Source organism: Prevotella sp. HUN102, assembly GCF_000688375.1.
In the GTDB taxonomy this organism is placed as follows: domain Bacteria; phylum Bacteroidota; class Bacteroidia; order Bacteroidales; family Bacteroidaceae; genus Prevotella.
Window position 1 is genome coordinate 532,335 of the sequence record NZ_JIAF01000004.1, and the last position, 14,969, is coordinate 547,303.

Below are 14,969 nucleotides of genomic sequence, written 5' to 3' on the forward strand. Positions count from 1 at the left end.
CTCCGGAAATCCTCCGATTTTTATATTCCTTTTTTTTTTATTACCTTTGCATCCAGAATAATAAACAACGTTATGAAGATAGAAAATCAGATAACAACCGCAGTACTCGCTGGCGTGAAAGAACTCTATGGTGCCGACGTACCGGCACAGATGATTCAGTTGCAGAAAACCCGTACCGACTTTGAGGGCAATCTTACGCTCGTGGCTTTCCCACTCTTGAAAACCTCGCGCAAGAAGCCCGAAGACACGGCACAGGAAATAGGCGGGTATCTGAAGCGGAACTGCGGGGCTGTTGCTGATTTCAATGTCGTCAAGGGATTCCTCAATCTCGTCATCGCACCGGCTGCGTGGATGGGCTTGCTCAACGAAATACACGCTGACGAGAAGTTCGGCGAGAAGAGCGTAACGGAGGAAAGCCCGCTGGCAATGGTGGAATATTCCTCTCCGAACACCAACAAGCCTCTGCACTTGGGGCACGTGCGCAACAACCTGCTCGGTTGGTCGCTCGCAAAGATTATGGAAGCGAACGGCTACAAGGTGGTGAAGACCAACATCGTGAACGACCGCGGCATCCATATCTGCAAGTCTATGCTCGCTTGGCAGAAGTGGGGCGAGGGCATCACGCCCGAGAAGGCCGGCAAGAAAGGCGACCATCTGATCGGCGACTTCTACGTTGCCTTCGACAAGCACTACCGTGCCGAGCTGAAAGAGCTTACCGACAGGTTCATTGCCGAGGGTCTGGACGAGGAAGCGGCGAAGGCGCGTGCCGAAAAGGAATCTCCCCTGATGCAGGAAGCCCACGAAATGCTCGTGAAGTGGGAGTCCAACGACCCCGAGGTGCGCCGTCTCTGGGAAATGATGAACAACTGGGTGTATGCAGGTTTCGACGAGACATACAAGGCTCTCGGCGTAAGTTTCGACAAGATTTACTACGAAAGCAACACCTATCTCGAAGGAAAGAAGAAGGTGGAGGAGGGTTTGGCAAAGGGACTCTTCATCCGTAAGGACGACAATTCCGTATGGGCGGACTTTACCAACGAGGGACTCGACCAAAAGCTGTTGCTCCGCAGCGACGGCACATCCGTCTATATGACACAGGACATCGGTACTGCCGATATGCGTTTCAAGGATTTCCCCATCGACAAGATGATCTACGTCGTGGGAAACGAGCAGAACTATCACTTCCAAGTGCTTTCAATCCTCCTCGACCGTCTCGGCTTCAAGTGGGGAAAGGACCTCGTCCACTTCTCCTACGGTATGGTGGAGCTGCCTAACGGAAAGATGAAGAGCCGTGAGGGAACGGTGGTCGATGCCGACGAACTGATTGAAGCAATGATTTCCGATGCCCGGAAGACATCCGACGAACTCGGAAAATTCAAGGATATGAGCGAGGAAGAGAAGAGCGAGATAGCCCGTGTGGTGGGCCTCGGCGCATTGAAATACTTCATACTCAAGGTGGATGCCCGTAAGAATATGCTCTTCAATCCGGAGGAATCAATCGACTTCAACGGAAATACCGGTCCGTTCATCCAATATACTTACGCCCGCATCCGCAGCATTCTGCGCAAGGCAGCCGACCAGAGCATCGCCGTTCCGGCTTCATTGGCGGACGATGCTCCGCTCAACGAGAAGGAAGTGGCATTGATTCAGAAGATGAACGACTTTGAGGGCGTGGTGGCTCAGGCCGGAATTGATTACAGTCCGAGCGGCATTGCCAACTATTGCTACGAGCTTACCAAGGAGTTCAACCAGTTCTATCACGATTACAGCATTCTCAATGCAGAGAATGAAGACGAGAAAATCGTTCGTCTGGTGCTCGCGCAGAACGTTGCCAAGGTCATAAAGAACGGTATGGCACTCTTGGGAATCGAGGTTCCCGAACGTATGTAATGCCCAGTCTCCACGCATCCACACGCCAATGCTCCGGAATCCACCATCCAATCGCCACGACACCGTATTGCCTTTGCCGCTCGAGGTAAAGGCGAATGCGTGGGCTGTGGATGCCGGTTGCTCCGGAAATCCCGGTCCGATGGAGTATCAGTGTGTGGATTTGGCTACCGGTGCCACCGTGTTTCATTACGGTCCTGTGTGGGGAACGAACAATATCGGCGAGTTTCTCGCCATCGTCCACGCTTTGGCACTGATGGACAAGCAGGGAATCAGGGACAAGGTTATATACAGCGACTCCTACAATGCCATTCTCTGGGTAAAGAAGAAGAAATGCAAGACCACCTTGGAGCGAACCCCGAAGACCGAGGAACTCTATCAGGTAATCGCCCGTGCCGAACAATGGCTCCGTGCCCACGCCGTAACGGTTCCCCTCATTAAGTGGGAAACGAAGACGTGGGGGGAGATTCCCGCGGATTTTGGTAGAAAGTAGGCTTTATAAGAGCTTGGAATTAATAATTATCCACTGATAATCAGAAATTTGTTGTTATTTTTCAGGTGTTGGAAAAATATACTGCTGCTTTTTACGTTAATATGAAAAACAATCTGTTGCTAAGAATGAAAAAAAATATTATTCTCCTTTTTCTATTTATATGTGCGATTTCTGCAAACGCACAAAGGTTTGCAGGAGACATAACTTTATATCCACGCTTGGGAATAAACTTTGCAAAATTTAGTGATGGTTATTCGTATGCAAAATATCAGAATCAAATAGAGGATAAGACTAAGCCTGTCTTTAAATTCGGTTATGATATAGGTATAGAGCTGCATCGCCAGTTTGATGAAAGGTTTGGAGCATCAATAGGTTTGCTTTTTGCACGTGAGGGTGGCAAGCTATCTGATTATTCCGAAGAAACGGAGCGTATAAAGAATGTGATAAAGGATTCTAATACAAGTCTTTATTATCTGCATCTTCCGCTTTTAGCAACTGCTGACATAGTAAAATGGCGAAATTCGGGTATTTCTATAAAGGTTGGTGTGCAGCCCGGTATATTAGTAAGTGCAAGAAACTCTAATGAAACAGAAGTGTATAATAAGAAAGATAATATATGGATTCTTGATAAGGAAAAGAGCGGACGGGCAAGTGGGAATGTTAAATCTGCGTACAAAGATTTAAACTTGTCAATTCCTGTTGGAGTAGAATATAGATATAAGAATTATTCTTTCGATTTAAGGTATAATATAGGACTGACCAAAGTCTATGAATATGTAGACGACAATATAAATAACAGAAGTATCCTATTGACCATAGGATATGGTATACCTTTATAAATTCATCTTATTACAGGCAGACAACTGAAAGGAGAACTGAAATGACAGGCAAACGGCGTGCCCTGTTTGCGGAAAGGTTTGTCTGCGCTCGTTTGCCCGTCCCCCGATTCGGGTAATTCAATCCTCCGGTTTATAGGTAATGATGGTGTTTCCGTAGTTTACTGTTTCCGCAATCCTTATATTCTCGGGCAATACAGGTGCGTCAATTCCGTTGGCAACGATGAAAGGAGCCGTTTCCACTCTTATCTCGTCCCATAGCCTTTTATCGATGAAGGATTGGAGAACACTTGCTCCTCCCTCCACGATGAGGCTTTGCAGCTTTCGCTCGTAAAGGTCGTTCAGCAGCGATTCGATAGAAGAAAAGACGAGTGGCGTGGGGAGAACGGAGGATTCGGATGGGACGGATGAGACTGGGAGTGAGGAGGAAAGGACTATCTTTTGTGGACTTGGGCCGCTCCATTCGCGCACGTTGAGCTGTGGATGCTCCAATTCTTCCGTGATTCTGCCCACTAATATCGCATCGTTCTCGGCTCTCAGCTTGTGTACCAGCATCTTTGTGAAAGGCGTAGACAGCCTTAACGCCTCATACGCTTTGCCGTTGTCGGCCGTTTCCGTTTGCTCTTTTTCGGAGGAAAGGAGGTATGTGTGTCCTATCTTTCCGTTCTTGCTCTGCGCCCATTTCAGTATGATGTAGGGATGCTTATGCGTGTTGAAGGTAATGAACTTCCTGTTGATTTCGAGGCATTCTCTTTCAAGTACGCCCACGGTAACCTCTATTCCCGCTGCCTGAATGCGCTGAATGCCGCGCCCCTGTACTTCGGAGAACGGGTCTATGCAGCCACAGACCACTCGCTTCACGCCTTTTCTGATAATCAGGTCGGCGCAGGGTGGTGTCTTTCCGTGGTGCGAACAAGGTTCAAGGCTCACGTATAGAGTGGACGTTGCAAGCAGAGCTTCGTCCTCGGGTCGCACGGATGCAAACGCATTTACCTCTGCGTGTCCCTCGCCGCAGCGCACGTGGTAGCCTTCGCCGATGATTCTCCCCTCATTGCTCACGATTACGGCACCCACCATAGGGTTAGGCTTTGCCAGTTGCTCGCCGTTTGCCGCCAGTTGCAGGCAGCGGCGCATATACATTTCGTCTATTTCTTCTTGTTTCATTTCGTTTTATTTTCTACCTTTGCAATATGTCATATCAGGAATTATGCCAGCGATTGTCGAACGTTTATCCACAAGGCGAGGCACAAGCCGTCGTCCGTACTGTGCTCGATATGCGTTTCGGACTCTCGCTGACCGATATTTATACAGGCAAAGTTAATGAATTATCCTCAGAAGATGCTGCCGAACTCGAAAAAATAATGCTCCGTCTGGAACAGGCAGAGCCGGTTCAGTATGTTCTCGGCGAGGCAGAGTTTCTGAATCGCACGTTCCGTGTGGAGCCGGGCGTGCTTATTCCTCGTCCCGAAACGGAAGTACTCTGCCGTTGGATAGCCTCGGACTGCAATCGTCCGTACTGCGCTCTTCAGCCGCCTGCGCCATTGCAGATACTCGATGTCGGGACAGGCAGCGGCTGCATTGCCGTATCTTTGTCGCTGGACATTCCCAATTCCGAAGTAACGGCGTGGGATATATCCGGCGATGCGCTCTTGATTGCACGCAACAATGCCATCAGTCTCGGCGCAAGCGTGAACTTTCAACTGCAAGATGCGCTTTCTGCGCCGGAAAATGCCCATTCCGTGGATATTATTGTGAGCAATCCTCCTTATATTTGCGACTACGAACGAAAGGATATGGCACGGAACGTATTGGACTTTGAACCTGAAACGGCATTGTTTGTGCCCGACGATAATCCGTTGCTCTTCTATCGTGCGATTGCCGAATACGGAACGGAGGCATTGCGAAAGGGTGGTGCGCTCTATTTTGAAACCAATCCGTTGCATATCGATGCTGTTGTCGATATGATGAAAGTATTGGGATATTCTCTGATTGAAATGCGGGAAGACCAGTTCGGCAAGCGAAGATTCACCAAAGCCATAATGCTATGATACAGAAGAAACCGATGACCGAGGCGGCAGCTTTGAAGAAACTGGGCGACCTCTGTGCGAGAAGCGAGCATTGTTCGGGCGAAATGGCAGAGAAAATGCGCAAGTGGGGAATTGCCAAAGACGCTCAGGAGCGCATCCTCGACTATCTCATTGACCATAAATATATCGACGATTCGCGCTTCACGCAGTCTTTTGTACACGACAAAATCGTTTACAACAAATGGGGGCGCAGGAAGATTGAGCAGGCGTTGTGGCTGAAGAAAGTGCCGGAGAGCATTTCCCGGCCTATTCTCGACGAAGTGGAAGACGGCGAATACCTTGCAGTCTTGCGCCCATTGCTGAAAAGTAAGTATCCGACAATCAAAGCCGAGACCGATTATGAGCGTTCCGTGAAGCTGATTAAGTTTGCTATGGGGCGTGGTTTCACACTCGACCTGATACGGAAGTGCATAGACGATGCGCCGTTAGTGGACGATGCCGACCTTGATTTTGAAGATGGAGAAGACGATTAGCGTTTGGTCGCGCCTGTTCGACCTCATTGCTCCCCGTGCCTGTCCCGTGTGCGGCAGACGGATGAGCATTACCGAAGTGGCATTGTGTGGTGCCTGCAACTTCACGCTGCCGAGAACTGGCTATCAGAAATCTCCACTTGACAACGAACTGGCACGGCTCTTTTGGGGCAGAATACCTGTGGAAAAGTGTGCAACTTTCTTCTTTTACAAGCCCCATTCGCCTTCGAGCCATCTCATCTACAAACTGAAATACTACGACCATCCCGAGATAGGAGAGGAATTGGGCGAAATGCTCGCCGAGGAATACCTGCCGTCGGGCTTCTTCGACGGTATCACGATGATTCTTCCCACACCTCTTGCCCGCAAGCGCATCCGTCAGCGGGGCTACAATCAGAGTCTGGAGATAGCCAAGGGCGTGGCAAAAGTTACGGGACTGCCCATTTGCGAGAAGGCCGTGAGGCGAAGAAACTTCACGGAAAGCCAAACGAGAAAAGGCCGATGGCAGCGAAATGAGAACGTAGAAAAGGACTTTGAGCTGTTGAACACCGACATTCTGGAAAACCAGCACGTGCTTCTGATAGACGACGTGATTACGACTGGTGCCACGCTGTCGGCATTCGGAAAGGAAATAGCCAAGGCTAAGAACGTAAAAATCAGCATCCTTGCTTTGGGATTCGCCAAAAGTTAATTATCTTTGCAGAAGAAATTTATATCGATATAATGGAAGATTTGAAGAAAACATTTGCAGGCAAACTGCTCGGAATCAAGGCTATCAAGTTGCAGCCGAACGACCCTTTCACGTGGGCGAGCGGTTGGAAGTCTCCTTTCTATTGCGACAACCGAAAGACATTATCGTTCCACGATGTACGTTCATTCGTAAAACTGGAACTCACTCACGCCGTCTTGGCTCACTTTCCTGAAGCTACGGCCGTTGCAGGTGTAGCCACCGGTGCCATTGCGCAGGGTGTTCTGGTGGCCGATGAGTTGGCAATGCCCTACGCATACGTTCGTCCGAAGCCGAAGGACCACGGAATGAAGAACCAGATTGAGGGCGAGTTGCCGGCAGGTTCGAAGGTAGTGGTGGTGGAAGACCTCATTTCCACCGGCGGCTCTTCGCTGAAAGCCGTTGCCGCCTTGCGCGAAGCCGGTTTTGAAGTAGTGGGTATGGTGGCATCCTACACCTATGGTTTCCCCGTAGCTGAAGCGGCATTCAGCGAAGCCGGCGTGAAACTCGTAACGCTCACGGACTATAAGAGCGTGGTGGAGAAGGCCTTGGAAATCGGTTATATCAAGGCAGATGAAGTTCCTATGCTCGACGAATGGCGCAAGGATCCTGCAAACTGGAAGAAATAATCTTGTTGTTTTTATGAGTAAATTTGAAAGTAGCGTAAAGCAGATTGCTTATCCTCAGCAGAATGTATATAATATGCTGAGCGATCTGACGAATATAGAACGTGTGAAAGACAAGGTGCCGGAAGACAAGTTGAACGATTTGACGTTCGACAAGGACACCATTTCCGTGAGTGTGCCGCCGGTCGGACAGATAACGATGCGTATCATCGAGCGCGAAGAACCGAAGATGATCAAGTTTGCGAGCGAGAACTCGCCGTTGTCTTTCAACTTCTGGATTCAGGTGCTGCCGACGGATGAGGCTAATTCCAAGATGCGCCTGACGATAGATGCCGACATTCCATTCTTCGCAAAGGCTATGGTGTCGGGTCCGTTGCAGGAAGGCATCGAGAAGATAGCCGATGCGCTGGCAATGATTCCCTATCAGGAATAAGTTCATAGTAAGGAATACACGATGGCAAAAAACAAGATTTGGCGCAAGGCATTGCCGCTCTGTCTGGCAGTTGTCGGACTGTTGGCTTCCTGTGGCGACAGCCTTGATTTCAAGTACAGCGAGTTCCATCCGAACCTGACAATCGACAACAGCGTACATCTCGACCAAACGTTGGCGAGCGCGATGAATGCGCTCTCGCCCGGTGTGTTCACGGTTGTAAAAACAACGTTCAAGGACGGAGCAAACTACTTTGTCTTCCGCAACAATCAGGGACAGTCGTCCGAGAAACGCTTCACGGCAATAGACCTTCGCCTGCAAAGCTATCTGCACGTGGGGATGAACAACGGGCTTATCGTGGGCTTCGGCAATCTCGATAACCCTGCCGTCTTCTATTCCTACGACCTCCAATGCCCGAATTGCTTCAGCCTTTCGGCTCTTCCCCTCCGTTCCTATGAATTGTCATTGAGTGGTACGGGCATCGCCACCTGCAACACCTGTCATCGCACCTATAATCTGAATACGGGCGGAAACATTATGACCGGCGACCACGGCAAGCCCCTTGAGCGTTACCGTGCATCCACAACCGGACCCAACGGAGTGCTGCGCGTGTATTGAGGCAGGCAGTTTGAGGGAGGAAGAATTGCAAAGAAAATAAGTTGAAAAATGAATAAGAGAAGATGGTTCGGCATTTCAAACATCGGTGTCGTCCCATCTTTTCTTGTTTTATACGCTATCTGTGCAGTTGCATAGAACCACGAAAAAACTTTACATCATACTTTTTATACTGCGAAAGTCTGTAATTCATAAATTCCTGATTTACAGATACATAACATACTTACGTCATTTAGCTTGCATTCTTCGCATAATTGAAAACGCGCTCTTGTCAAACAACTCGGGTTAGTGATAAACAACGAAGAAAGAAGGACAGAATAACCTTATGTTTCTTGGTTCGGGCTGACTCCGAATTCGGTTTACTGACAATATTGATTCGGGGAAATCCACCGGTTTACAAATAAAAAGCCCACGGACGCAGCGCATCCGTGGGCATTGATATATGTTCTGACTATTCGACTGGCTTACTTAGCCGGTGTCATAGTAACCTTAACGTGGTTGCCGGAAGCGAGCAAGCTCTTGAAGAAGCCTGCAATCTTCTGAGTTGTCAAGCCTTCAACGGCAGCCTTGTAGCCGTTATGAAGGTCTACACCACCCCAAACAAACTCGTCGATTACACCCATCCAGTGTCCGTTGCTCTTTGCTTCAAGGTCAGCATTCTTGAGCATATTCTCCTTTACCTTCGTAAGTTTATCTGCATCAACTGTTACAGATGTCTTCTTGATACCTTCCTGAAGCAGCTTCAGAGCCTGTTCAGCCTTTTCTGGTGTCATTGGGCAGTATGCCTGAACGGCAGCAACGGTCTTGTCTCCCTTGCGGCTCAAACCACCGTAAGCACCTACTGAGTAAGCAGCACCTGCATCTTCACGGATGTCCTTCAGGTAAACCATACTGAGAACCTGGCAAGCAGCATCAACAAGAACATAGTTTTCAACTGTCATTGGCATATTGGTGTGCCAGAAGTCGAACGTAATTGCCTTCGGAGTTTCAGACTTGCGTGTGAACTCGTTCACAACCTTGCCCTTTGCAACGTCCGGAGTCTCTGTCCAGTTTTCAGCCTTACCCTTTGGAAGACTGCCGATATACTTCTCGATCAATGGGCGGAGTGTAGCCTCATCAAAGTTACCTACGAAATAGTAAACGAACTGACCGGGGTTAGCGAAACGCTCTTTCCAAATCTGGAGCACGCGGTCGTAGTTCACCTTGTTCAATCTCTCGATGCTCATCGGAGCGTGACGGTCTTCGTGGTTGTAGAGAGAATAGGTGAGAGAATCTGAGAATACGCTTTCAGGAGAAAGATCCTTGTTCTTCAAAGCCTGCTCGTACTGAGTCTTCAAGGCATTGAATGACTCCTGATCCTTTGCAACGCTTGTGAAGTTGAGGTAAACCAACTGAAGCATTGTCTCAACATCCTTTGGTACTGACTGGCCGGAAACATACTGATAGTAGCCACCCAAGCCCAAACTTGCGCTTGCCTGCTTACCGAAGAGAGCCTTCTTCAACTCCTGATTAGAGAAGTTTCCAAGACCGCTGACAGAGATTACATCGTCGAAGAGAGCGAGGTTGGCGAAGTCTGACTTGCCGTAAGCACCTGAACCACCCTTAGCCTTAGCTGTGAATCGGATTTCGTTGTCCTTGAAATCAGTCTTCTTCAAGATAACACGGGCACCGTTGCTCAATGTGAGTTCCTTGTAGCCGAATGTCTTGTTGGCTGTTTCCTTAACAATCTTGCCGGCCTTTGGCAACTTTGTTACGTCGAGCAGAGGCTCGTTCTTCACGTTATCAACGTAAGCCTCGAGCTTTTCGCCGCGAACTTCCTTGATAGCCTGTGCCATAGCAGTCTCAGAAGCATAGTTTGCACCTGCCTGTTCGCGCGCGAACATATAAACAACGAGATTGCTGTCAACGTCGGTAATGAGGTCCATAACGTATTCGTTCACGATTTCAACGCCGATCTGCGGCATCTCGATGAACTGCTTCATAAGCTGATATTCGTCTTCCTTGCTTGGAATAGGCTCGTTTGCGAGATAGTGATCGCGAAGTTCATCGCCGTACTGATCGTTCTTGATCTTGTTGCGGTTCTGATATTGAGACTCCAACTGTGAAAGATATTCAGACTTCATACGGTCGAACTCGCCCGGAGTGAAACCGAACTGACGCGCGCGCTGTGCTTCACGATACAGAGCTTTCAGTGCTTCGATGTCCTTTCCTTCCTTAGCCGTAGCAGACAACTGGAATGCACCCTTTGTATTTGAAATTATATAGTCGCCGTCAAAGCCATAAGCATTGATAAATGGGCAGTCAGCTTTCTGAACCATCTCGCTGAAACGCTGATTGAGCATCATTGCAATCATATCTCTCAGATAGCTGTCGAGGAGATAGAACATATCGCTCTTCATTTCCTTTGGAGTGGCGTCGTGCTTCATAGCAATGCCGATGGAAGTGCGCTGCATTTCCTTATCCTTGTCGAATACGTAGAGTGCCTCCTTGTTGTCAGGCACCTGTTCTTCAACCACCTGAGCGGCATTTGCCGGAACAGTAACGTTTGCCCAGAGTTTCTTGATTTCCGCTTCGGTGTGATCCACGTCAATATCACCTACAACGATGATACACTGGTTGTCCGGACGGTACCATTTGTGATAGTAGTCGCGCAAAGCCTGATACTCAAACTTATCGACAACGCTCATCAGACCGATTGGCAGACGCTTTCCGTACTTAGCTCCCGGATAGAGCTTTGGCAAAGCACGGTCGTAGATTCGCATAATCGGAGACTGACCGTTCAGCCATTCCTGATGGATAACGCCACGCTCCTTGTCGATTTCCTTGTCTGAAAGTGTAAGACCGTTTGACCAGTCCTTCATAATCAGCAAACAAGAGTCGAGTGCGCTCTGTCGTGTCGTCGGCACATTGCAAACACGGTAAACCGTCTGGTCAATGCTTGTATAAGCATTCAGGTCGCTACCAAATTCAACACCGAGAGAACGGGTGAACTCCAACAGCGTTGAATCAGGGAAGTGCTCGGAACCATTGAACGCCATGTGCTCAAGGAAGTGAGCCAAACCACGCTGATGTTCTTCTTCCTGAATAGAACCCACACGCTGAGCGATGTAGAAGTTAGCTACTTTTTCAGGCCATTCATTGTGCAGAATGTAATAAGTCAAGCCGTTGCTGAGCTTACCTTGCCTTACGTTCTTATTAACAGGAATTGGTCCCATCTGCTGAGCAGACACCATTCCGGCAACAAAAAGAAAGGCAACCAAAAATAAATGTTTAATTTTCATTTTATTACAGGTTAAAATCAATAATTTATTATCAATGAGACAAAGGTACATAAATTCCTCCAACATCGCCATATTTTCGTATTTTTTTCACATTATTATTAGAAAAAACACATATAGAAAGTGGATTTCCACGGTTTAAATGGAAATTTATGACTGTGTTAGGATTAAGAGACCCAACCTACGAATTGTATCGAATGTTTCTCGGATGATGCTCCAATATCTCTTGCCGGAGCGTCGTGGTGTCAATATGCGTGTATATTTCTGTGGTACCGATACTTTCGTGTCCGAGCATTGCCTGAATGGCACGCAGGTCCGCGCCTCCCTCCAACAAAGCAGTGGCGAAGGAATGGCGCAACGTATGAGGGGAAATAGTTTTCAGAATCCCCGCATCCTTTGCATAGTTCTTTATCATTATGAGAATCATCGTTCGGGTAAGATGGGCACCACGCCGATTCAGGAACACATAGTCCTCCTCTCCGGGTTTTATTTTCATCACATTACGGTCCATAAACCAGTAGCCAAGCTCCTCTATTGCCCGAGGCGAAATAGGCACGAGGCGTTCCTTGCTGCCCTTTCCCATCACACGCACGAACTGCTCTTCCAGATAGAGATTCGAGAGCTTGAGATTCGTAAGTTCCGAAACACGAAGCCCACAGGAGAACAACACCTCGATAATCGCCTTATTGCGGTGTCCCTCCCATTTGCTCAAGTCAATGGCTTTTTCGAGCATATCCACCTCTTCCGTCGAAAGCACTTCGGGCAGATGCTGCGGCTGCTTGGGAGATTCGAGCAGTTCCGTGGGGTCGTTTTCGAGATAGCCGTCGAGCACCAGATAGTTGTAGAACTGCCTGACGCCGCTCAATATCCTTGCCAGAGAACGGGCACCGATGCCCAAATCGCGAACGGCACCGGCAAAGCGTTCGATGTCTTCCAGTTTGGCGTCCACGACAGAGATGTCTTCTCCCTTCAGAAATACCAGCAACTTCTGCAAATCGCGCATATATGCGTCCAGAGTGTTGGGCGAATAACCCTTCTCCAATTTCAGATAACGCTGATATTTCTGCCTAAAATCAGAAAATGTATCTTTCTTTGTTTCCATTTTCATTGTGTATTTCTACCCTGATTAGAATACAGAGGACAAGAGGACAAGAGAACCAGTTTACAAGGAAAGCATCTGCCTGTGAGAATGTTGGCAAGCAGACACACCAACATCGCTGGCCTTTCAGCATTCTCTTTTCATCGCCATCGGGTCATTTCTTCTCCCTGATTCTGTTCTCTGCAAAGATACAAAAATTCATTATAATGATAAAATCCACAAGAGGATATTTCGACACACCCTCTTGTGGATTTCATAACGGAATTTACAGGCAAGCGGAATTACCTTGCAAACTTCAGCGATTCGCCCTTTTCGGTGCGCAGGATGAAGATGCCTCTGCCCAAATCAACGTTTGCAGGAACAGTTCCACCCCACACCTGCTTACCGCCTGCGTCGTAGATACGGGCCTCAACCTGTTCGTCTGCATAGATTTGGCAACCGTTTTCGGTCTTCATCACGCTGATATTCCCCGTCTGTTCAGCCTTTGCCGCGCTGATACCGGTAGCCGTATCCGTGAGCTTAATCATATAAGTGCCCACCGTGTTTGCATTCTTCTTGCCGATTCCGGGATAGCCCGGATTGCTCATCGTGCAGTAAACACGGAGCGTGTCGTCTTCGGAAAGCGTCTTGTCGAACGTGAACTTGCCCTTATCGTTGGTCATCTTGTCTGCCGGCACCACCACGTATTTTGCAGTGGCATTGGGCTTGTACTTCCATATAAACTCGCTCTGCTGCTTAGTGGTGGCAATTCCCATCGCCATATTCAGATGGGAAAGATCCACAGTATAGTCCTTAATCTTGGATTTCGCAACGAGATAGGTTGTCTGCGAGGAATAACGGAAATTCTCGATAGGCTCTTCCACCATATAGCGGTCTGGAATCTGGTCGAAACCGAGTGCATTTGCACGCACGTCCAACGTCTTGAGGAACTTCAGGTTCTTTGCTCCCTTGATGCCGCGCAGGGGCTTTTGGGGCAGACTGCACACAAGCGTTTCCAGTTTCGGAGTCTTCGTGAGGTCGAGCGTGTCGATAGAAGCACCCACGAAACCTATTTCCTTCAAGTTGGGAACACCGTCGAGATTTACCTTTTTCAGCGTGCCCTGCCCCAAATCGGTAGGCGAAGCCTGAACAGATTCAAACTTGCTGCTCTGCGGCAACACGATTTCCTCGATACCGGTACTTGTCAGCGTGAGCGAAACGAGACCTGAACAGTTCGTAACGTCTATCTTGTTGTGAGCCGTAAGCGACGTGTAGTCGATGTTGAGATTCTCCAATACGGATGAATTTACGGAAACAACGCCGTTTATTGAACGGCTCGATACCACACGGAAAGTGGTCAGTGCGTCGGCGGCAATCTCAATCGTGCGCTCATTGGCAGACGGAGTTGCAAAGGTGTACTTGATGGATTCCACCTTGGTCTTGCCCACATTGTCGTAGGTTTTCACGCCTTCTCCGAAGTCGCAGACCAACGGTCCGGCACCCTCTGTCATTCTTACGGCGAACGATACATTTACAGCATTCGGCGCAACGATCAATACTATCTTCTCTGCCGGCATAGTCTGAGCCGATGCCAATCCCACAAAACCAGTGGCAAAAGCCGATAAAAGTAGATTTTTAATCATAGGTCTATAAATAATAATGTTATAAAATAGATTCGTTTTGCTTATCGCTTGTCTACGCACACATACAGCGATGGAACATAAATCTGCTGAACAGCGTCTGTATTGCAATTTTTAGCGACAGAATGCAAAGATAGAAACATTTAATTAAAAATCAAACATTTCTTTTGTTATTTTTACAATCTGACACATTTATGCGATTTCCACAACCATATTAACATAAACCAAAATTCCACAAAAGAGGAATGGGAATACAGGAAATGGCAAGCGGATGAGGAAGGAAATTCAGTTGGTTTGCAAACGTGCGAAGAACGCATTCCATTCTTCGCAAAAACGCAACGCATTCTTGCGAAGATTGCGCCGCATTCTTCGCAAGAATGGAAAGCAGAGAAATAGTATCTGATTATCAAACACTTACAGGAGTTGAATGATAATAATTTCTCAGCCTTGCTATTTTATCTCTCACAGATTGCACAGAAGCACAGAATTCATTTTTACCACAGAGAATGCAAGGCATTCAAGGATGGCACAGATTTCCGTGTGCGAATGTGTGTTGCAGAATATCTTTTAAAAGATTGGTCCCGAACTCGGATAATATTTTCTTCATTGCTGCTTGATTTCCGTGTGCGAATGTGTGTTGCAGAATATCTTTTAAAAGATTGGTCCCGAACTCGGATAATATTTTCTTCATTGCTGCTTGATTTCCGCTTATTGTTTGCAGATTTCAAGGATTTTTCGGAACTTTGTAACGAAGTTGTACGCAGCATCGGCAGCACAGACTGTGCAGACGGCAAGCCGAAAA

General features: G+C 48.1%; 13 protein-coding genes. 9 read left to right on the top strand and 4 right to left on the bottom strand.

Annotated elements, in window-relative coordinates:
* Positions 1-72: 72 nt before the first annotated feature.
* From argS to P150_RS0107150, 3 genes are all read left to right on the top strand, one after another.
* Positions 73-1,890, top strand: a complete 1,818-nt coding sequence (gene argS / locus P150_RS0107140) for an arginine--tRNA ligase (RefSeq protein ID WP_028897082.1) — start codon at positions 73-75, stop codon at positions 1,888-1,890.
* Positions 1,891-1,918: 28 nt separating this feature from the next.
* Positions 1,919-2,380, top strand: a complete 462-nt coding sequence (locus tag P150_RS0107145; protein WP_028897083.1) for an RNase H family protein — start codon at positions 1,919-1,921, stop codon at positions 2,378-2,380.
* A 125-nt stretch (positions 2,381-2,505) separates the two neighbouring features.
* Positions 2,506-3,219: a porin family protein gene (locus P150_RS0107150; protein ID WP_197018059.1), complete on the top strand. Its 714-nt coding sequence runs from the start codon at positions 2,506-2,508 to the stop codon at positions 3,217-3,219.
* Positions 3,220-3,336: 117 nt separating this feature from the next.
* Here P150_RS0107150 and ribD read toward each other — a convergent pair whose 3' ends face one another.
* Positions 3,337-4,380: a bifunctional diaminohydroxyphosphoribosylaminopyrimidine deaminase/5-amino-6-(5-phosphoribosylamino)uracil reductase RibD gene (gene ribD, locus P150_RS0107155; RefSeq protein WP_028897085.1), complete on the bottom strand. Its 1,044-nt coding sequence runs from the start codon at positions 4,378-4,380 to the stop codon at positions 3,337-3,339.
* 26 nt (positions 4,381-4,406) lie between these two features.
* Here ribD and prmC point away from each other — a divergent pair, with 26 nt between their 5' ends.
* Genes prmC through P150_RS0107185 form a run of 6 tightly spaced genes read left to right on the top strand, consistent with a single transcriptional unit; the run spans position 4,407 to position 8,174 of the window.
* Positions 4,407-5,264: a peptide chain release factor N(5)-glutamine methyltransferase gene (gene prmC, locus P150_RS0107160; protein WP_028897086.1), complete on the top strand. Its 858-nt coding sequence runs from the start codon at positions 4,407-4,409 to the stop codon at positions 5,262-5,264.
* The gene (locus tag P150_RS0107165) at positions 5,261-5,776 is read left to right on the top strand and encodes a regulatory protein RecX (RefSeq protein WP_028897087.1); all 516 of its coding nucleotides are present in this window, start codon (positions 5,261-5,263) and stop codon (positions 5,774-5,776) included. The genes prmC and P150_RS0107165 overlap by 4 nt, the downstream gene beginning before the upstream one ends.
* Positions 5,760-6,464 carry a ComF family protein gene (locus tag P150_RS0107170; protein WP_028897088.1) on the top strand — a complete coding sequence of 235 codons (705 nt, stop codon included), beginning with the start codon at positions 5,760-5,762 and terminating at the stop codon, positions 6,462-6,464. The genes P150_RS0107165 and P150_RS0107170 overlap by 17 nt, the downstream gene beginning before the upstream one ends.
* Before the next feature lie 32 nt (positions 6,465-6,496).
* Positions 6,497-7,129, top strand: a complete 633-nt coding sequence (pyrE, locus tag P150_RS0107175) for an orotate phosphoribosyltransferase (protein WP_028897089.1) — start codon at positions 6,497-6,499, stop codon at positions 7,127-7,129.
* 13 nt (positions 7,130-7,142) lie between these two features.
* Entirely contained in the window at positions 7,143-7,559 is a 417-nt protein-coding gene (locus P150_RS0107180) for an SRPBCC family protein (protein ID WP_028897090.1), read from the top strand.
* Positions 7,560-7,580: 21 nt separating this feature from the next.
* Positions 7,581-8,174 carry a hypothetical protein gene (locus P150_RS0107185; RefSeq protein ID WP_028897091.1) on the top strand — a complete coding sequence of 198 codons (594 nt, stop codon included), beginning with the start codon at positions 7,581-7,583 and terminating at the stop codon, positions 8,172-8,174.
* 461 nt (positions 8,175-8,635) lie between these two features.
* Here P150_RS0107185 and P150_RS0107190 read toward each other — a convergent pair whose 3' ends face one another.
* The 3 genes from P150_RS0107190 to P150_RS0107200 form a co-directional block, all read right to left on the bottom strand.
* Positions 8,636-11,452 (bottom strand): pitrilysin family protein, encoded by a 2,817-nt coding sequence (locus P150_RS0107190; protein ID WP_028897092.1) that lies wholly within the window; start codon positions 11,450-11,452, stop codon positions 8,636-8,638.
* 178 nt (positions 11,453-11,630) lie between these two features.
* Complete coding sequence (xerA, locus tag P150_RS0107195) at positions 11,631-12,551, bottom strand: site-specific tyrosine recombinase/integron integrase (RefSeq protein WP_028897093.1); 921 nt, start codon at positions 12,549-12,551, stop codon at positions 11,631-11,633.
* Positions 12,552-12,829: 278 nt separating this feature from the next.
* Positions 12,830-14,170 carry a hypothetical protein gene (locus tag P150_RS0107200; protein ID WP_028897094.1) on the bottom strand — a complete coding sequence of 447 codons (1,341 nt, stop codon included), beginning with the start codon at positions 14,168-14,170 and terminating at the stop codon, positions 12,830-12,832.
* Positions 14,171-14,969 lie beyond the last annotated feature (799 nt).